The sequence below is a fragment of the Amycolatopsis sp. NPDC028719 genome (assembly GCF_055565395.1).
Genome location: NZ_JBVHUL010000012.1, coordinates 20163 through 34437 on the forward strand (window position 1 = coordinate 20163; position 14275 = coordinate 34437).

Annotated in this window: 15 protein-coding genes; 3 read left to right on the plus strand and 12 right to left on the minus strand. The window is 71.0% G+C overall.

The genetic code is table 11. The annotated features are described in order from the left end of the window. Positions 1-152: 152 nt before the first annotated feature. Positions 153-1886 (plus strand): glycerol-3-phosphate dehydrogenase/oxidase, encoded by a 1734-nt coding sequence (locus ACZ4TR_RS40325; RefSeq protein WP_465293414.1) that lies wholly within the window; start codon positions 153-155, stop codon positions 1884-1886. A 371-nt stretch (positions 1887-2257) separates the two neighbouring features. Here the strand turns inward: ACZ4TR_RS40325 and ACZ4TR_RS40330 are convergent, their stop codons facing one another. The 8 genes from ACZ4TR_RS40330 to ACZ4TR_RS40365 all read right to left on the minus strand — a co-directional run bounded on the left by ACZ4TR_RS40330 (position 2258) and on the right by ACZ4TR_RS40365 (position 8546). Further along, positions 2258-2506 (minus strand): hypothetical protein, encoded by a 249-nt coding sequence (locus ACZ4TR_RS40330; protein ID WP_465293415.1) that lies wholly within the window; start codon positions 2504-2506, stop codon positions 2258-2260. Next, positions 2503-3033, minus strand: coding sequence for a GNAT family N-acetyltransferase (locus ACZ4TR_RS40335; protein ID WP_465293416.1), 531 nt, complete (start codon positions 3031-3033; stop codon positions 2503-2505). The genes ACZ4TR_RS40330 and ACZ4TR_RS40335 overlap by 4 nt, the downstream gene beginning before the upstream one ends. 59 nt (positions 3034-3092) lie before the next feature. Then, entirely contained in the window at positions 3093-4109 is a 1017-nt protein-coding gene (locus tag ACZ4TR_RS40340; protein WP_465293417.1) for a hypothetical protein, read from the minus strand. Positions 4110-4184: 75 nt separating this feature from the next. Beyond that, positions 4185-5339: a sensor histidine kinase gene (locus ACZ4TR_RS40345; RefSeq protein WP_465293665.1), complete on the minus strand. Its 1155-nt coding sequence runs from the start codon at positions 5337-5339 to the stop codon at positions 4185-4187. Positions 5340-5361: 22 nt separating this feature from the next. Continuing rightward, entirely contained in the window at positions 5362-5751 is a 390-nt protein-coding gene (locus ACZ4TR_RS40350; RefSeq protein ID WP_465293418.1) for a DUF1707 SHOCT-like domain-containing protein, read from the minus strand. 6 nt (positions 5752-5757) lie between these two features. Continuing rightward, positions 5758-6312, minus strand: coding sequence for a DUF1707 SHOCT-like domain-containing protein (locus ACZ4TR_RS40355; protein WP_465293419.1), 555 nt, complete (start codon positions 6310-6312; stop codon positions 5758-5760). A 58-nt stretch (positions 6313-6370) separates the two neighbouring features. Continuing rightward, entirely contained in the window at positions 6371-8164 is a 1794-nt protein-coding gene (locus tag ACZ4TR_RS40360; RefSeq protein WP_465293420.1) for an acetyl/propionyl/methylcrotonyl-CoA carboxylase subunit alpha, read from the minus strand. A gap of 106 nt (positions 8165-8270) precedes the next feature. Then, the gene (locus ACZ4TR_RS40365; RefSeq protein WP_465293421.1) at positions 8271-8546 is read right to left on the minus strand and encodes an SAV_915 family protein; all 276 of its coding nucleotides are present in this window, start codon (positions 8544-8546) and stop codon (positions 8271-8273) included. A 130-nt stretch (positions 8547-8676) separates the two neighbouring features. Between ACZ4TR_RS40365 and ACZ4TR_RS40370 the strand changes: the two genes are divergently transcribed. After that, the gene (locus ACZ4TR_RS40370; RefSeq protein ID WP_465293422.1) at positions 8677-9399 is read left to right on the plus strand and encodes a hypothetical protein; all 723 of its coding nucleotides are present in this window, start codon (positions 8677-8679) and stop codon (positions 9397-9399) included. A 62-nt stretch (positions 9400-9461) separates the two neighbouring features. Here the strand turns inward: ACZ4TR_RS40370 and ACZ4TR_RS40375 are convergent, their stop codons facing one another. Both ACZ4TR_RS40375 and ACZ4TR_RS40380 read right to left on the minus strand, forming a co-directional pair. Further along, complete coding sequence (locus tag ACZ4TR_RS40375; RefSeq protein WP_465293423.1) at positions 9462-10814, minus strand: dicarboxylate/amino acid:cation symporter; 1353 nt, start codon at positions 10812-10814, stop codon at positions 9462-9464. Between the two features lie 100 nt (positions 10815-10914). Next, entirely contained in the window at positions 10915-11544 is a 630-nt protein-coding gene (locus ACZ4TR_RS40380; protein ID WP_465293424.1) for a Maf family protein, read from the minus strand. Positions 11545-11661: 117 nt separating this feature from the next. Here ACZ4TR_RS40380 and ACZ4TR_RS40385 point away from each other — a divergent pair, with 117 nt between their 5' ends. Continuing rightward, positions 11662-11790, plus strand: coding sequence for a hypothetical protein (locus ACZ4TR_RS40385; RefSeq protein ID WP_465293425.1), 129 nt, complete (start codon positions 11662-11664; stop codon positions 11788-11790). A gap of 144 nt (positions 11791-11934) precedes the next feature. Here ACZ4TR_RS40385 and ACZ4TR_RS40390 read toward each other — a convergent pair whose 3' ends face one another. Next, the gene (locus ACZ4TR_RS40390) at positions 11935-13548 is read right to left on the minus strand and encodes a DHA2 family efflux MFS transporter permease subunit (RefSeq protein WP_465293426.1); all 1614 of its coding nucleotides are present in this window, start codon (positions 13546-13548) and stop codon (positions 11935-11937) included. After that, the gene (locus ACZ4TR_RS40395) at positions 13529-14158 is read right to left on the minus strand and encodes a PadR family transcriptional regulator (RefSeq protein WP_465293427.1); all 630 of its coding nucleotides are present in this window, start codon (positions 14156-14158) and stop codon (positions 13529-13531) included. Before ACZ4TR_RS40395 ends, ACZ4TR_RS40390 begins: the two co-directional genes overlap by 20 nt. Between the last annotated feature and the right edge of the window lie 117 nt (positions 14159-14275).

The following is a 14275-nucleotide window of genomic DNA, read 5'->3' on the forward strand; positions in this document are numbered from 1 at the left end:
TTACCGGGGTGACGAAGATCATTCCAGGCACTGGGTAGCCGAATCTCTCCATGATCGCGGAGGGTTACGCCACAAGTGTCATGCGTGGGCGGGCGGATGATCACCAGGTCGTGCGATGCTGGAACCCTCGCCGGCACGAGGAGGAATGTCACGTGGCGCAGCACGCAGCGGAGACCAACCCGGCTCGACTGGGCCCGGCCAAGCGGGAAGAGACCTGGCAGCGGCTCGGCAACGAGACCTTCGACGTCGTCATCATCGGCGGCGGCGTGGTCGGCGCGGGCACGGCGCTCGACGCCGCGACGCGCGGCCTGCGGGTCGCGCTCGTCGAAGCCCGTGACCTCGCTTCGGGAACGTCGAGCCGGTCGAGCAAGCTCTTCCACGGCGGCCTGCGCTACCTGGAGCAACTCGAGTTCGGCCTGGTCCGGGAGGCGCTGCGCGAACGTGAGCTGATGCTGACGACCATCGCGCCGCACCTGGTCAAGCCGGTCAGCTTCCTCTACCCGCTGACGCGCCGCGTGTGGGAACGGCCGTACACCGCCGCCGGCCTGCTCATGTACGACACGATGGGCGGCGCCCGCAGCGTCCCGGGCCAGAAGCACCTCACCCGCGCCGGTGCGCTGCGGATGGTGCCGGCGCTCAAGCGGTCCGCGCTGATCGGCGGGATCCGCTACTACGACGCGCAGTCCGACGACGCCCGCCACACGATGACGGTGGCCCGGACGGCGGCGCACTACGGCGCGGTCGTGCGGACGTCGACCCAGGTCGTCGGGTTCCTGCGCGAGGCCGACCGGGTGTCCGGCGTGCGCGTACGCGACGTCGAGGACGGGCGCGAGACGGAGATTTCGGCGGCCGCGGTGATCAACTGCACCGGCGTGTGGACCGACGAGCTGCAACGGCTCTCCGGCGGTCGCGGGCGGTTCCGCGTGCGCGCGAGCAAGGGCGTGCACATCGTCGTGCCGCGTGACCGGATCGTCTCGGAATCGGGGATGATCCTGCGCACCGAGAAGTCGGTGCTGTTCGTGATCCCGTGGCGCAACCACTGGATCGTCGGGACCACGGACACGGACTGGAACCTGGACCTGGCCCACCCGGCGGCGACGAAGCACGACATCGACTACCTGCTCGAGCACGTCAACAGCGTCCTGGCGACGCCGCTGACGCACGACGACATCGAAGGCGTGTACGCGGGGCTTCGCCCGTTGCTGGCGGGGGAGAGCGAAGAGACGTCGAAGCTTTCGCGCGAGCACGCGGTGGCGCGGGTGGCGCCGGGCCTGGTCGCGATCGCGGGCGGCAAGTACACGACGTACCGCGTGATGGCGGCGGACGCGGTCGACGCGGCGGCGGTGGACCTGCCGGGCCGTTCACAGCCGTCGATCACGGACAAGGTTCCCCTGATCGGCGCGGACGGTTACCACGCGCTGGTCAACCAGGCCGACCACCTGGCCGCCGAGCACGGCCTGCACCCCTATCGGGTGAGGCACCTGCTCGACCGCTACGGCTCGCTGGTCAACGAGGTCCTGGCGACGGCGAACGGCCGCCCGGAGCTGCTGAAGCCGATCGAGCACGCACCGGACTACCTCGGCGTCGAAGTGGTGTACGCGGCTTCGCACGAGGGGGCGCTGCACCTGGAGGACGTCCTGGCCCGCCGGACGCGCATCTCGATCGAGTACGCCCACCGCGGAGTCGACTGCGCCGAGCAGGTGGCGGCACTGGTCGGCGAGGTCCTCGGCTGGTCACCCGAAACGGTGAAGCGGGAGATCGAGGTCTACAACGCCCGGGTGGAGGCGGAACGCGAGTCCCAGTCACATCCGAGCGACGAGGCGGCGGACGCGTTGAGGTCGGCGGCCCCGGAGGCCCGCGCGGGCATCACGGAGCCGGTGAGCTGAGGTTGTCCCCAACCCGGGCGGGTTGTGGATAACAGCGGTTGTCGGGCGCCTTCGGACGGGGTTTCGGCCGGGGGCGCCGCGAGACTGGCCTCGGGGCCGCCCCCTGGGAGTAGCGGGGGCTGTCGGTGTGGACCCGCCCAGAGCAGAGGCAGATACCGGGCCCGGCTTCGCCGGGCTCAGTGTCGCGAGTGAGTCATTGGGGACCTCCGGCGTCGCGAATGAACTCATTTCGCGACGCCGGGAGTGCGGGCGCAGGCGAATAGACCGCGAGCCGTTTCACTGCAGCGGCGGAAGCGGGCGGCTGAACCACGACATTGCCGGAACCCTGTCTGGGAGTGGTGGGGGCTGTTCAGACCGTGCCTCCGGACCGATCAACCTTCGCCGTCGAACTCCGCCTTGCGCCGGGCCACATAGGCCGGCCAGTCCGCCCGGGCCGCGATCACGTCCTCGATCGTCAGCTTGGTCACCGCGCAGCCGCTGAGTGAGCACGCCCGGGGCTCGCTCGCGTCGATCAGTGAAATTCCGCCGATCTCGTCGCCGTCGTCGAGGTAGGTGCACAGGACCGGGTGGAACGAGCAGTCCTCGTAGATGTCCCCGGGCCGGAAGCCGTTCGGTGTCACGAAGTCCGGTGCCAGCGGATCAGGCGCTCGCCCGTCGGCGCGGGATCCGGCTCCGGGCCCACCAACGTGAACCCGCAGCGCTCCGCCACGATCGCCGACGCCGTGTTGCTCTCCTCGTACCGGTAACTCACCTCGGTCAGCTCCAGGCCGCCGAAGCCGAAACGCAAGGCCGCGTTCAACGCCGTCGTCGCGATGCCCTTGCCTCGCTCGGTCGGGTGAACCCAGATCGTCGCCTCGGCGTAGTTCGCGGACAGGTTCAGCTCGCGCAGGCCCACCTCGCCCAGCAACCGGCCCGACGTCGGCTCCGCGATCGCCCACGAGCAGCGCTCGTCGCCCGCCCACTGGGCCGCCCGGAGCGCCACGTACTCCGTTGCCTCGTCGAGGGTGCGCAAGCGGTAGTTCAGCACGTACTTGCGGTGCGTCGGGTCGGCGAACGCCTCCATGAGCAGCGGCCGGTCGTCGATGTGCCGGTCGGCGCGCAGCTGACGCAGGTAGTAGGTGCCCGCGTTGATCTCCACCGGTTCCACTCCGCCCAGCCTAGCCAGGCCGGGAGCACCCCGCTCCCGGCCCGGCGGTCAAGGCCGCGTCACGGCGTCAAGCGCCAGATCACCGGCACCCCGCTGCTGGGGGTCGCGTCGTTCGACGCGTAGCCGGCCAGCGTGCCGTCATCGGCCGCGACCTCGGCCCGGAACACCGAATAGCCGCTCGGGCCCTGGACCACGCCCGGGACCGTGCCGCGCCACACCGCCGCGTTGCCGTAGATCTGCGGCCCCGACGGCGTCGGCACCATGCCCACCGTCAGGCCGGCCTTGTTGACGTCCTGCGCGAAGCCGCCGCCCTCCAGGCCGACGATCGCCGAATCCGCTGTCGACCAGCGGGCTGCCTGGCTGCCGCCCCACGAGCGCCACCCGACGACGACTCCGTTGCGGATCGCGATCCCCTCGGCCTGCGCGGATGGGCTCGGCGAGAGCTTCCGGAAGACGCCGTCCTTCCACAGTGCCGAGCCGGTGCCGGTGCTCAGCAGGATCGTGCCGTCGTCGTCCAGGTCGCGCGGAGACGAGACGTCCCCGGTCTCCGGGATGACCACCGGCGCGCTGCCGTCGGCCCGCCACAGGACGATGGCCCGGGGCACCCCGGGCTGGTAGGCCTCGCCCAGCACGTCGCCGCGGGTGTTGATCGCGATGCCGGTCACTTCCTGGTAGCCCGCCGGGTTGTCCTTGATGTGGTACCACGACTCGTCCAAGGTGAACGTCCGGCTGGTGAAGGTCTCGTAGTCGTGGATCGTGCCGACCACGACGCCGGACGAGTTTTCGTCGTTGGCGTCGACCCGCTCGTACCCATCCGGCACGCCACGCAAGAACGGCTGCCCGTTGCGCCAGCTCACGGCCTGGGTGACGTCGTTGACCCGGAACGTGCCGGTGTACTCGCCCTTCCCGTCCGACCCGGTGATGTTGCCCGCGCCCGCGCCGGGCGGCAGCGGCAGGATCGTCGGCCGCCACGGAATGCGGACCGCCGCGGCGTTCGCGGAAGCCGGAACTCCCAGTGCGGTGACGGCGATCGCCACGGTGGCGAGCACCCCCGCCCGCATCCACGTCTTCTTCATTTGGTCCCCTTTCCCCGACCTGCACGGACCACACGTCCGAGGCGGGGAACCGGTTGCCCGCCGAAAGGAGCAATCTCAGAGCGCGGGGACCTGGGCGCTCACGGCCGTGCCGCCGCCCGGCGCGCTCTCGATCGTCAGCGTCCCCGCGACCCGGCGGACGCGCTGCCGCATCGCCTCCAGGCCGAACCCGGTGCCGTCACCGCGGTCGCCGGGGCGGAAGCCGGCACCGTCGTCGACGACGTCGAGCAGCACCAGATCGTCCGCATAGGACAGTGTCACGCCGATCCGGGACGCCTTCGCGTGCTTCTCCGCGTTCGCCAGTGCCTCCTGCGCGACGCGGTAGAGCGTCTCCTCCAGGTCGGGCAGCAGCGGCCGGGTGTCGCCGGTCGTCTCCACGCGCACCGCGACCCCGGACGTCTCGGAGACCCGCCTGGCCAGCCGGGAAAGCGCTTCCGGCAGCTGGGCGTCGACCAGCGGTTCCGGCCGCAGGGCCTGCACCGCGCGACGCGCTTCGCCGAGGCTGTCGCGGGCCAGCTGCTCGGCCCGCTCCAGCCGCCGGTCGCGATCCGGGCCGTCCGCCGCCTGCAACTGCGTGACGATGCCGGTCAGGCCCTGGGCCAGGGTGTCGTGGATTTCGCGGGCCATCCGCTGCCGTTCGTCGAGCACGCCGGCTTCCCGTGCCTGGGCGACCAGCCGCGCGTGCAGGTCCGCGTTCTCCTCGAGCGCGGCCTCCAGCCGGACGTTCGCCTTCCGCCGCCGCTCGCTCTCCGCGCCGACGAACCACGCGGCGTACAGCAGCGGCCCGGCCATCGACAGGACGAGCACCCACGTCGGGCTGCGCGAATCCGGATCGGCGGCCAGCAGCGGCAACGTCGCCGTCGCGGCCACCGCGAAGAACCCCCATCGCGCGGGGAAGAGCACGAAGGCGAGGGGATAGCCGAAGGACGCGAAGCCCATGAACGTGTCCTCGCGCGCCACCAGCACGGTCGCGACCGCGAGCACCCCGGCGTAGTAGCCCGCGACGAGCCACGGATGCGTGCGCCGGTGCGGGAACAGCGGGATCAGCAGCGGTATCCACGCGGCCGCGACGACGACGGCGACCAGCGTGGCGCCCCGGATGCCGGGCCCCCAGAGCACGCATGCGGCGAGCCCGGCCAGGCCGACGCCGGTGAAGATCGGCCCCGCCACCCGTTCGCCTCGGGCGTCCAGCGCGCCCGGCACCACGCCCATCACGCCGGTGATTCTCGCAGGCTCAGCGCCGCCGGCGGGTCCCGGCGATCATCGCGACCACCAGTGGCAGCGCGATCGAGATGATGAGCAGCCGGCCGCGGGACAGGATGAGCACCGCGACCGCCAGGATGATCGCGATCGGGACCGCGCCGCGGGTCAGGAACTGCGAGAGCGCGCTTTCCCCGGACATCACCGGCACCGGGGGCGCGGAGGCCCCGTTGAGCAGGGCGCTCGGGCGCGGCGAGGGCAGGTCGTCGAACAACGGGATGAGCTCGCTGACCCGCTTGGCCGCGGTGACCTTCGCCGAGCGGGTGCCGTACTCGTCGATGTCGAGCCGCCCGGAGCGGACGTGCTCTTCGAGGACGTCCAGGGCGTCCTGGCGTTCGTCGTCGCTCAACCGCATGTCGCCCACGGCGGATCAGCGGCCCAGGCCGCGCCGGTGGTCGCGGAAGGAGTCGCGCAGCTCGCGGCGGCGCTCCCGGTCGCGCAGGTGCCGCTCGCGGCGGTCGTGGTGATCGTGGTGGCGGTGGTTGTTGTCGTGCCCGCTGTGGCCCCACATCGAGCGGCCGAAGATGCTCAGCCCGATCGGGACGAGGATCAGCGCCCCGTGCACGACGCCGGTGGCGATCAGCGCGATCACCGCGATCCAGACCAGCGGGACGAACGCCGCGACGAACCGCTGCGGGCCGGTCCAGCCTTCCGGCGAAGCGGGCTGCCGCGGCGCGGGCGCGGCCGCCGGCTCGGGCGCGGCGACGGCCTGCGGGACGTCGTCATAGCGGGGGTGCGGCGCGGGCAGGTCCGCGAAGAGCTCGACGAGCTCGCCGCGCGTCTTCGCCGCGGTGATCCGCGCCGAGCGCTCGCCGTATTCGTCGATGTCGATCCGCCCCGCGCTCATGTGCTCACCGAGCGCGGACAGCGCGGACTCGCGGTTCTGGTCGCTGATCCGCAGCTGCGGAGACGGGACTTCGGTCACCTTGTCGATGGTAGGCCGCCTCGGGGGCGGCCCACCACGACATCTGCAACGTTCTGCCCTACTTGATCTCGAGAAGCTGCGTGCCCTGCGTCACGGCGGCGCCGACCTCGACCGAAAGACCGGTGATCGTACCCGCTTTGTGTGCGGTGACCGGGTTCTCCATCTTCATCGCCTCGAGGACGACGATCAGCTCACCGGCTTCGACCGTCTGGCCCTCTTCGACGGCCACCTTCACGATGGTGCCCTGCATCGGCGCGGTGACGGCGTCGCCGCTCACCGCGGCCTTGCCGCCGCCCGCCCGCTTGCGCGGCTTCGCCTTGACGGCGGTACCGCCCCCGGCGCCGCCTTCGAGCGCGAACCCGCCCGGCAGCGACACCTCCAGGCGCCGCCCGCCGACCTCGACGACGACGTTCTGGCGCGGCTCTTCCTCGGCGGCCTCGACGTCCGGCGCCACGAACGGCTCGATCTTGTTGTCGAACTCCGTCTCGATCCAGCGCGTGTGCACGCTGAAGCCGTTCTCGTCGCCGATGAACGCGGGGTCGTCGACGATCACGCGGTCGAACGGCAGCACCGTTGCCATGCCCTCGACGACCATCTCGGCCAGCGCGCGGCGGCTGCGTTCGAGGGCGTTGTTCCGGTCCGAGCCGGTGACGATCAGCTTCGCCAGCATCGAGTCGAACTGGCCGCCGATGACGCTGCCCGACTCGACACCGGAGTCGACGCGCACGCCCGGCCCGCTCGGCGCGACGAACTTCGTCACCGTGCCCGGCGCGGGCAGGAAGCCGCGGCCGGCGTCCTCGCCGTTGATGCGGAACTCGATCGAGTGACCGCGCGGCTCGGGGTCTTCGGTGATCCGCAGCTTCTCGCCGCGCGCGATGCGGAACATCTCGCGGACGAGGTCGAGGCCGGTGGTCTCCTCCGAGACCGGGTGCTCGACCTGCAGGCGCGTGTTGACCTCGAGGAAGGAGATGGTGCCGTCGGTGGCGACGAGGTACTCGACCGTGCCGGCGCCGTAGTAGCCGGCTTCCTTGCAGATCGCCTTCGCCGACTCGTGGATGCGCTTGCGCTGCTCGTCGCTCAGGAACGGCGCGGGCGCCTCCTCGACGAGCTTCTGGTGCCGGCGCTGCAGCGAGCAGTCGCGGGTGCCGACGACGATCGCGTTGCCGTGCATGTCGGCCAGCACCTGCGCCTCGACGTGACGCGGCTTGTCCAGGTAGCGCTCGACGAAGCACTCACCGCGGCCGAACGCGGCGACGGCTTCCCGCGTCGCCGACTCGAACAGCTCGGGGATCTCTTCGCGGGTGCGCGCGACCTTGAGGCCGCGGCCACCGCCGCCGAACGCGGCCTTGATGGCGACCGGCAGGCCGTGCTCGTCGGCGAACGCGACGATCTCGTCGGCGTTCTTGGCCGGCTCCTTCGTGCCCGGCACCAGCGGCGCGCCCGCGCGCATGGCGATGTGGCGCGCGGTGACCTTGTCGCCGAGGTCGCGGATGGCCTGCGGGCTCGGCCCGATCCAGGTCAGCCCGGCGTCGAGGACGGCCTGGGCGAAGTCCGCGTTTTCGGAGAGGAAGCCGTAGCCCGGGTGGACGGAGTCGGCGCCCGCGCGCTTGGCGGCGTCGAGCAGCTTCTCGATGTTCAGGTAGCTTTCGGCGGCCGTGGTGCCGCCGAGCGCGAAGGCCTCGTCGGCCAGGCGCACGTGCGGTGCGTCGCGATCCGGGTCGGCGTACACCGCGACGCTGGCCAGGCCGGCGTCTTTGGCGGCTCTGATCACGCGTACCGCGATCTCGCCCCGGTTGGCGACCAGGATCTTGGTCACCGGACCACCGGTGGATTCGCCGACCTGCTCGGCCACCCCGCACCTCCTGCGTCCCGACAGCTGCTTTGCTGACCGCCCACGCGGTACGGGGGAGTCTACGGATCTGACGTCGGGAGTCTCTTGAGTGAGAGCTGAACCACGCTCAGACGTGGTGGCGCAGCTCCTGGGGCAGCGGGGAGTCGAGCACGATGACGTCGTACGGGTTCGCCGCGTGGACCTTCGGCAGGTGCTCGGTGTTCACCAGCGCCCACGGCTGGTGCTCGCCGCAGCAGTCGATCAGCCGGTCGAGCGCGGTGAACGCGACCAGGGCGGTGCGGCCGTCCGGCGTGCGGCGCAGCTCGATCGACGCGCCCTCGGTCTCGGCGTCGACCGGGCCGGTCGGGAGGTAGAGCGCGGGGGGAAGGTTCGGGTTGGTCACCCGGACAACATAGACGGACACTCTCCGCGAAGGCGGGGTGCCTCGGCCGGGTGCCCGGCCGGGGGATTTCGGCCACACCCCGCCGGGCCGCTGCCCACACACAGTCGCGACGCGGCTTACGCTCTGTCTCATGCGGACTTCGGCGGCGCGCACGCCCCGGTCGGCGCTGCTCACCGCGGTGCTGGCCGCGGTGGTGACCCTCGGCGCGATCGCCGCGGTGTTCCTGCTGCGGCCGCGGCCGGAGGAGCCCGCCGGGGTGGCCGAGCCCGCGGCCGCGCCGGTGTCACCGGTGGTGACGTGCGGCGGCGGCCCGTGCCGCCAGCTCGCGGCGATGACGGTCGGCGGGACCCCGGTGGTGCTGCTGACCGACGCGGTGGGCGGTTCGGCGCGGGTGCGCGTCGGGCCGGAGCCGGGCACGGTGTTCGAGCTGTCGATCGGCCAGCTGGGCGTGCGGCTGGACCAGAACTCGCTGCGCTGCATCGACGGCCCGGCGCCGACGTGCCTGGTCCGCGGCGACGTCGGCGACCAGGGCACCACGGCGTACGGCGAACTGCTCGTCGCGAGCGGCGGGGTCTGGCGCGCGCCGGGCAAGCCGTACTTCGCGGACGCGGGGACGTTGTCCCTCTACGACGTCACGGCCGACGGCCGCCCGGACGTGATCGTCGTCCGCCACGACTGCCGCGGCGCGGACTCCGGAACCCCGAAGTGCGACGCGGCCCCGGTGCTGGGCCAGGTGTACGACCTGACGGGCAAGTCGGTCGGCTGCACACGCCGGTACACGGCCCCGTCGGACCTGCGCGGCTGGCCGGACATCCGCCTCACCCGCGCCGACCTGCGCACCTGCCCGTCTTGAAGCCGTGAATGTCGCATTGAGGGACTTCAAGTCCCTCAATGCGACATTCACGGACTTGCGGGTCAGGCGGGGGCGGGTTCCGTGTGGCGGGCCTCCGTGCCGTCGTCGCTGTGCTCCGGGTTGTCGGTCGGGGCGTCGAGGACCTCGTCGTCGAGGAGGCCTTCGCCGCGCGCCACGATCACCGGGACCGCGATCTGGCCGGCCACGTTCGTCGCCGTGCGCATCATGTCCATGATCGGGTTGACCGAATAGATCAGCGCCAGGCCGATCGCGACCTGCTTCGCGTCGAGGCCGATGAACGACGTCGTCAGCGTGAACGCCGTCAGCCAGCCGGTGGTGCCGGCCGTCGCCAGTGCGCCGACCACGGCGACCACGACGATGCCGACGTACTGCCAGAAGTTCAGCGACACCCCGGCCAGGTTCGCGACGAAGATCGCCGCGATCGCCGGGAAGACCGCCGCGCAGCCGTCCATCTTCGTCGCGCTGCCGAGCGGGGTCGCGAAGGCCGCGTACGCCGGCTGGACGCCGAGGTTCACCGCGGACTGGCGGGTCAGCGGCAGCGTCGCGGCCGAGGACTGCGAAGCGAACGCGAACTGGATCGCCGTGCCCGCCTTCGCGAAGAACTTCAGCGGGCTGACCTTCGCCACGAACCGAAGCAGGATCGGGTAGACGACGAACAGCACGAGCAGGCAGCCGACGTACACCGCGAGCGTGGTGGAGAACAGCGGCCGGAACAGCGCGTCGCCGTAGTTGGAGACCGCCGCGCCGATCAGGCCGATGATGCCGATCGGGGCCAGCCGGACGATCCAGCCGAGGTACCGCTGGATGATCTCGAACACGCTCGTCGTGAAGTCCACGAACGGCTTCGCCTTGTCACCCAGGCTGTACGCGGCCGCGCCGATGACCAGCGCGAGGAAGAGCACCTGCAGCGTCTCGCCGTCGGCAAACGCTTTCACGAAGTTCTCCGGCAGGAGCCCGTCGACGAAAGCGCTCCACGAACCCCAGTGGTCCACGCTCTGCGCCGCCTTGTCGGCGTTCTTGGCGGTCGCCGTGACGCCGCCGAGCCCGCCCGAACCCGGGTCGAAGAGCCGGCCGACGGCGATGCCGATCAGCGAGGCGATGAACGACGTGATGGCGAACCAGAGCACCGTCTTGCCGCCGAGGCGCGCGGCGGTGCGGCCACCGCCGAGCTTCCGCAGGCTGTTGATGCCGACCACGATCGCCGTGAAGACCAGCGGGATCACCGCGATCTGCAGCAGCGTGGTGAAGATGGTGCCGATCTGGTCGAGGAGATCGGTCAGCCAGCCGGCTTCGGTCTGCCGTGCGACGACGCCCAGGAGGGCGCCGACGACGAGCGAGCCGAGAACCGCGGCCGCGAACACCCGCGGCTTGGTGTATGTCCGTACGAAAGACACGGGGCGACTCCGGTGCTCGAAAGTTTCTTGTCTTGCCGGGTAAAGAGAACGTTAGGCAAGGCAGGACTCTTCCGGATCACCCGTTCGTGTGGCGCCCTTCTCAGGATGCGGGACGCCGCCAGAGATCCACGACACTCACGCCGACCTCGGCCAGCAGCCGGCGCGTCAGCGGCAGGCTGATGCCGATCACGCTCGTGTGCCCGCCGTCGAGCCCCTCGACGAACCAGCTGCCCAGGCCGTCGATCGTGAACCCGCCGGCCACGTGCAGCGGCTCGCCGGTCGCGACGTACGCGTCGATCTCCTCGGCGCTCGGCGTGCCGAACCGGACGGTCGTCGACTCCCAGCCACTGGTCTCCTTCGCGCGCGTCCCGCCGTCGAGCCGGACGACCGCGTGCCCGGTGAGGAGCTGACCGGATGACCCCGCCATCGCGGCCCAGCGCTGCCGCGCGATGTCCGGGTTCGCCGGTTTGCCGACCATCTGCCCGCCGATGTTCAGCATCGAGTCGCAGGCGACGACGACGGCGTCCGGGTGGGCCGCGGCGACCTGGTCGAGGACCGCTTCGGCCTTGGCCGCGGCGAGGGCCGCGACGAGCTCCGACGGCGCCGGGTCGGTCAGCGAGGCGGCGACGGCGTCCTCGTCGACGCCGGAGACGAACACGGCCGGATCGAGGCCGGCGGACCGCAGGAGGGCGAGCCGGGCGGGGGACTGGGAGGCGAGGACGAACTGCACACGGCGAAGGTACCCGGACGCTCGTCGTAACCGAATTGTGACCGGCGTCACCGCGGGTTCGGAGTTAGTTTGTTGTGGCTCGCAACATATGGCGCCGGGAAGACGCGGAGGTGACCGATGACCGTGCGAGTCACGGAATCGACGCCCCTCACCAGGACGCAGTCGCTGTGGACCAGGATCCGCGCGACGAAGGGCCGGGCGACCATCCGGGCGGATTCGGCCTCGGCGCCGAAGACCGCGCGCTGAACCACCGCTCCCGCGGTTCGTGCGGGCCTCCGCTCCGGTCCCGACACCCGGCGCGGAGGCCCACACGGTTCCGGGTCGCCGAATGCTCTGAAGCCCACCTTGAGGGCATCCGGTGCCCTCAAGGTGGCCTTCAGAGGCTTTCCGTCAGGCCGTGGCGGCCTCGGGCGCCGGCGCCGGGGTCTCCCAGCGCGGCTTGACCTGCCGCAGCACAGCTGCCGAGAGCACGCCCAGCAGCAGCACGGCCATCGGCAGCAGCATCGTCACCCGGGCGGCGTCCGTCAGTCCACTGTGGACCGCGTCCGACGCGAGCCGGCCGGCCTGGGCGGCGACCTCCGCGGGCAGCCCCGGCATCGGCGACGGCCCGCCGGCCGACCCGAACTCCCCGGTGCTCGCCGCGGCCTTCGCGATGCCTTCCGCGAACGGCGCCCGATACTGCTCCGGCAGCTGCGAAGCCGCCTTCGCCGCTTCGTCCGCGATGGACGAGCTGACCTGGGCCTGCAGCAGCACGCCGATGGCCGCGGAGCCGAGCACGCCGCCGACCTGGCGGGAGGTGTTGAAGATCCCCGAAGCCGTGCCGGCCAGCCGGGGCTCCACCGAACCCATCGTCATGTTGCTCATCGGCGAGAAGATGCAGCCGATGCCGAGCCCGCACAGCAGCAGCGCCGGGATGAAGCTCCACGGGCTGCTCGTCGGCGACGCCTGCAGTGCGATGACCCCGAGCCCGCCGGCCAGCGCCGCCAGGCCGAACATCACCAGGTACTTGCCGTTCACCTTGTCGGACAGGTTCCCGACGAACGGCGCCACGATCCCCGACAGCAGCGACATCGGCGCGGTCAGCAGGCCCGCCATCGTCGGGCTCAGGCCGAGCACCGACTGGATGTAGATCACCAGCGGCAGGAACATGCCGGTCATCGCGAAGCCGACCGTCGTCGCCGTGAGCGTGCCCGCCGAGAAGTTGCGGTTGGCGAAGACCTGCAGCGGCAGCAGTGGTTCGCGCTTGTTCGCCCGCTGCCACACCACAAACGCCACGAGCATCAGCACGCCGGCGCCGATGATCTCGAACACCGTGATCCCGCCCCAGACGGTGCCCCAGTCGTACTGCTGGCCGTTCTGCACGCCGAACACGATGAACAGCAGCGCCAGGCTGGACAGCAGGATGCCGATGAAATCGAACGAGTGCGAGTGCTTCGGCTGCCAGTCCGGCACCAGCAGCAGTGTCATCACGATGGCGACCACGCCGATCGGCACGTTGACGTAGAAGATCCACTCCCAGCCGAGGTGGTCGACGAGCACGCCGCCGAGCAGCGGGCCGGTGATCGTCGCCAGCCCGGCGACGCCACCCCACATGCCCATCGCCGGGCCGCGCTTGGCCGGCGGGAACAGGTGCGTGATGAACGCCAGCGTCTGCGGCGTCATCAGCGCGGCGCCGATGCCCTGCACGGCCCGCGCGGCGATCAGCATCTCGACGTTGCCGGAGAGACCGCACCACAGCGACGCGCCGGTGAACACGACCAGCCCGGCCAGGAACACCCGCTTCGGGCCGAAGCGGTCGCCGAGCCGGCTGGTGAACAGCATCGGCACGGCGTAGGTCAGCAGGTAGACGCTGATCACCCAGACGACGGAGTTCAGCCCGGCGTTCAGCTCGCGCAGCATGGTCGGGATCGCGATCGACACGATCGTCGTGTCGAGCAGGATCATGAAGAAGCCGAGGCACAGCGCGCCCAGCGCGGCCCACGGGTTAGCTTGTCTTGCGTTCATCGTCGTCTTCCCTGGTGATGAGGCTCAGGTGGCGTTGGTGGTGGTGGTCCTGGAACGGGATCCGCCCGGAGCGCAGGTCGTCGAGGAGCCGTTCGGTCCACTCGAGCTCGAACTTCCGGTGGTCGCACTGGTAGCGCCAGTCGAGCCAGTAGATCTCCGGCGTGCCGTCCCCGGTGAGGTGGTCGAGCACGGCCTGGTCGGCGGCGACGCCGGCGCGCAGCCGCGTGACGCGGTGCTCGAGCTCGAGCAGTGACGCCTCCTTGCCCAGCTCGTCGATGACGGCGAGCCCGGACAGGTAGGCGGGGAACTCCTTGATGACGTCGCCCAGCAGTTCGCGGCCGCGCTGGCTGAACTCGTCCAGCCCGGCCTGGGTCATGCCGTAGACGGTCCGCTCGGGCCGCCGGCCGTCGCGTTGCGTGTCGACGACCTCGACGAAACCGCCGCGGTGCAGGCGTTCCACGGTGTGGTAGAGCGATCCCGCCTTCACGTTGACCCGGGTGTCGACGTACCGCTCGCGCATGAGCTGGGCCATCTCGTACGGGTGCATGGGTTTCTCGTGGAGCAGCTCCAGCACGGCGATGCCGAGCGGGGTCAGCTTGGCCGAGGCCATGATCGTTGGTCCCTCCGGATGACTCCAGGTCGTTTATTCCACGTGGACTATACGGCGCAGACTACTTTCTGGTCCACGGTCACTTCTGTGACGGTCCGTACACGGCGCGAAAGCCGT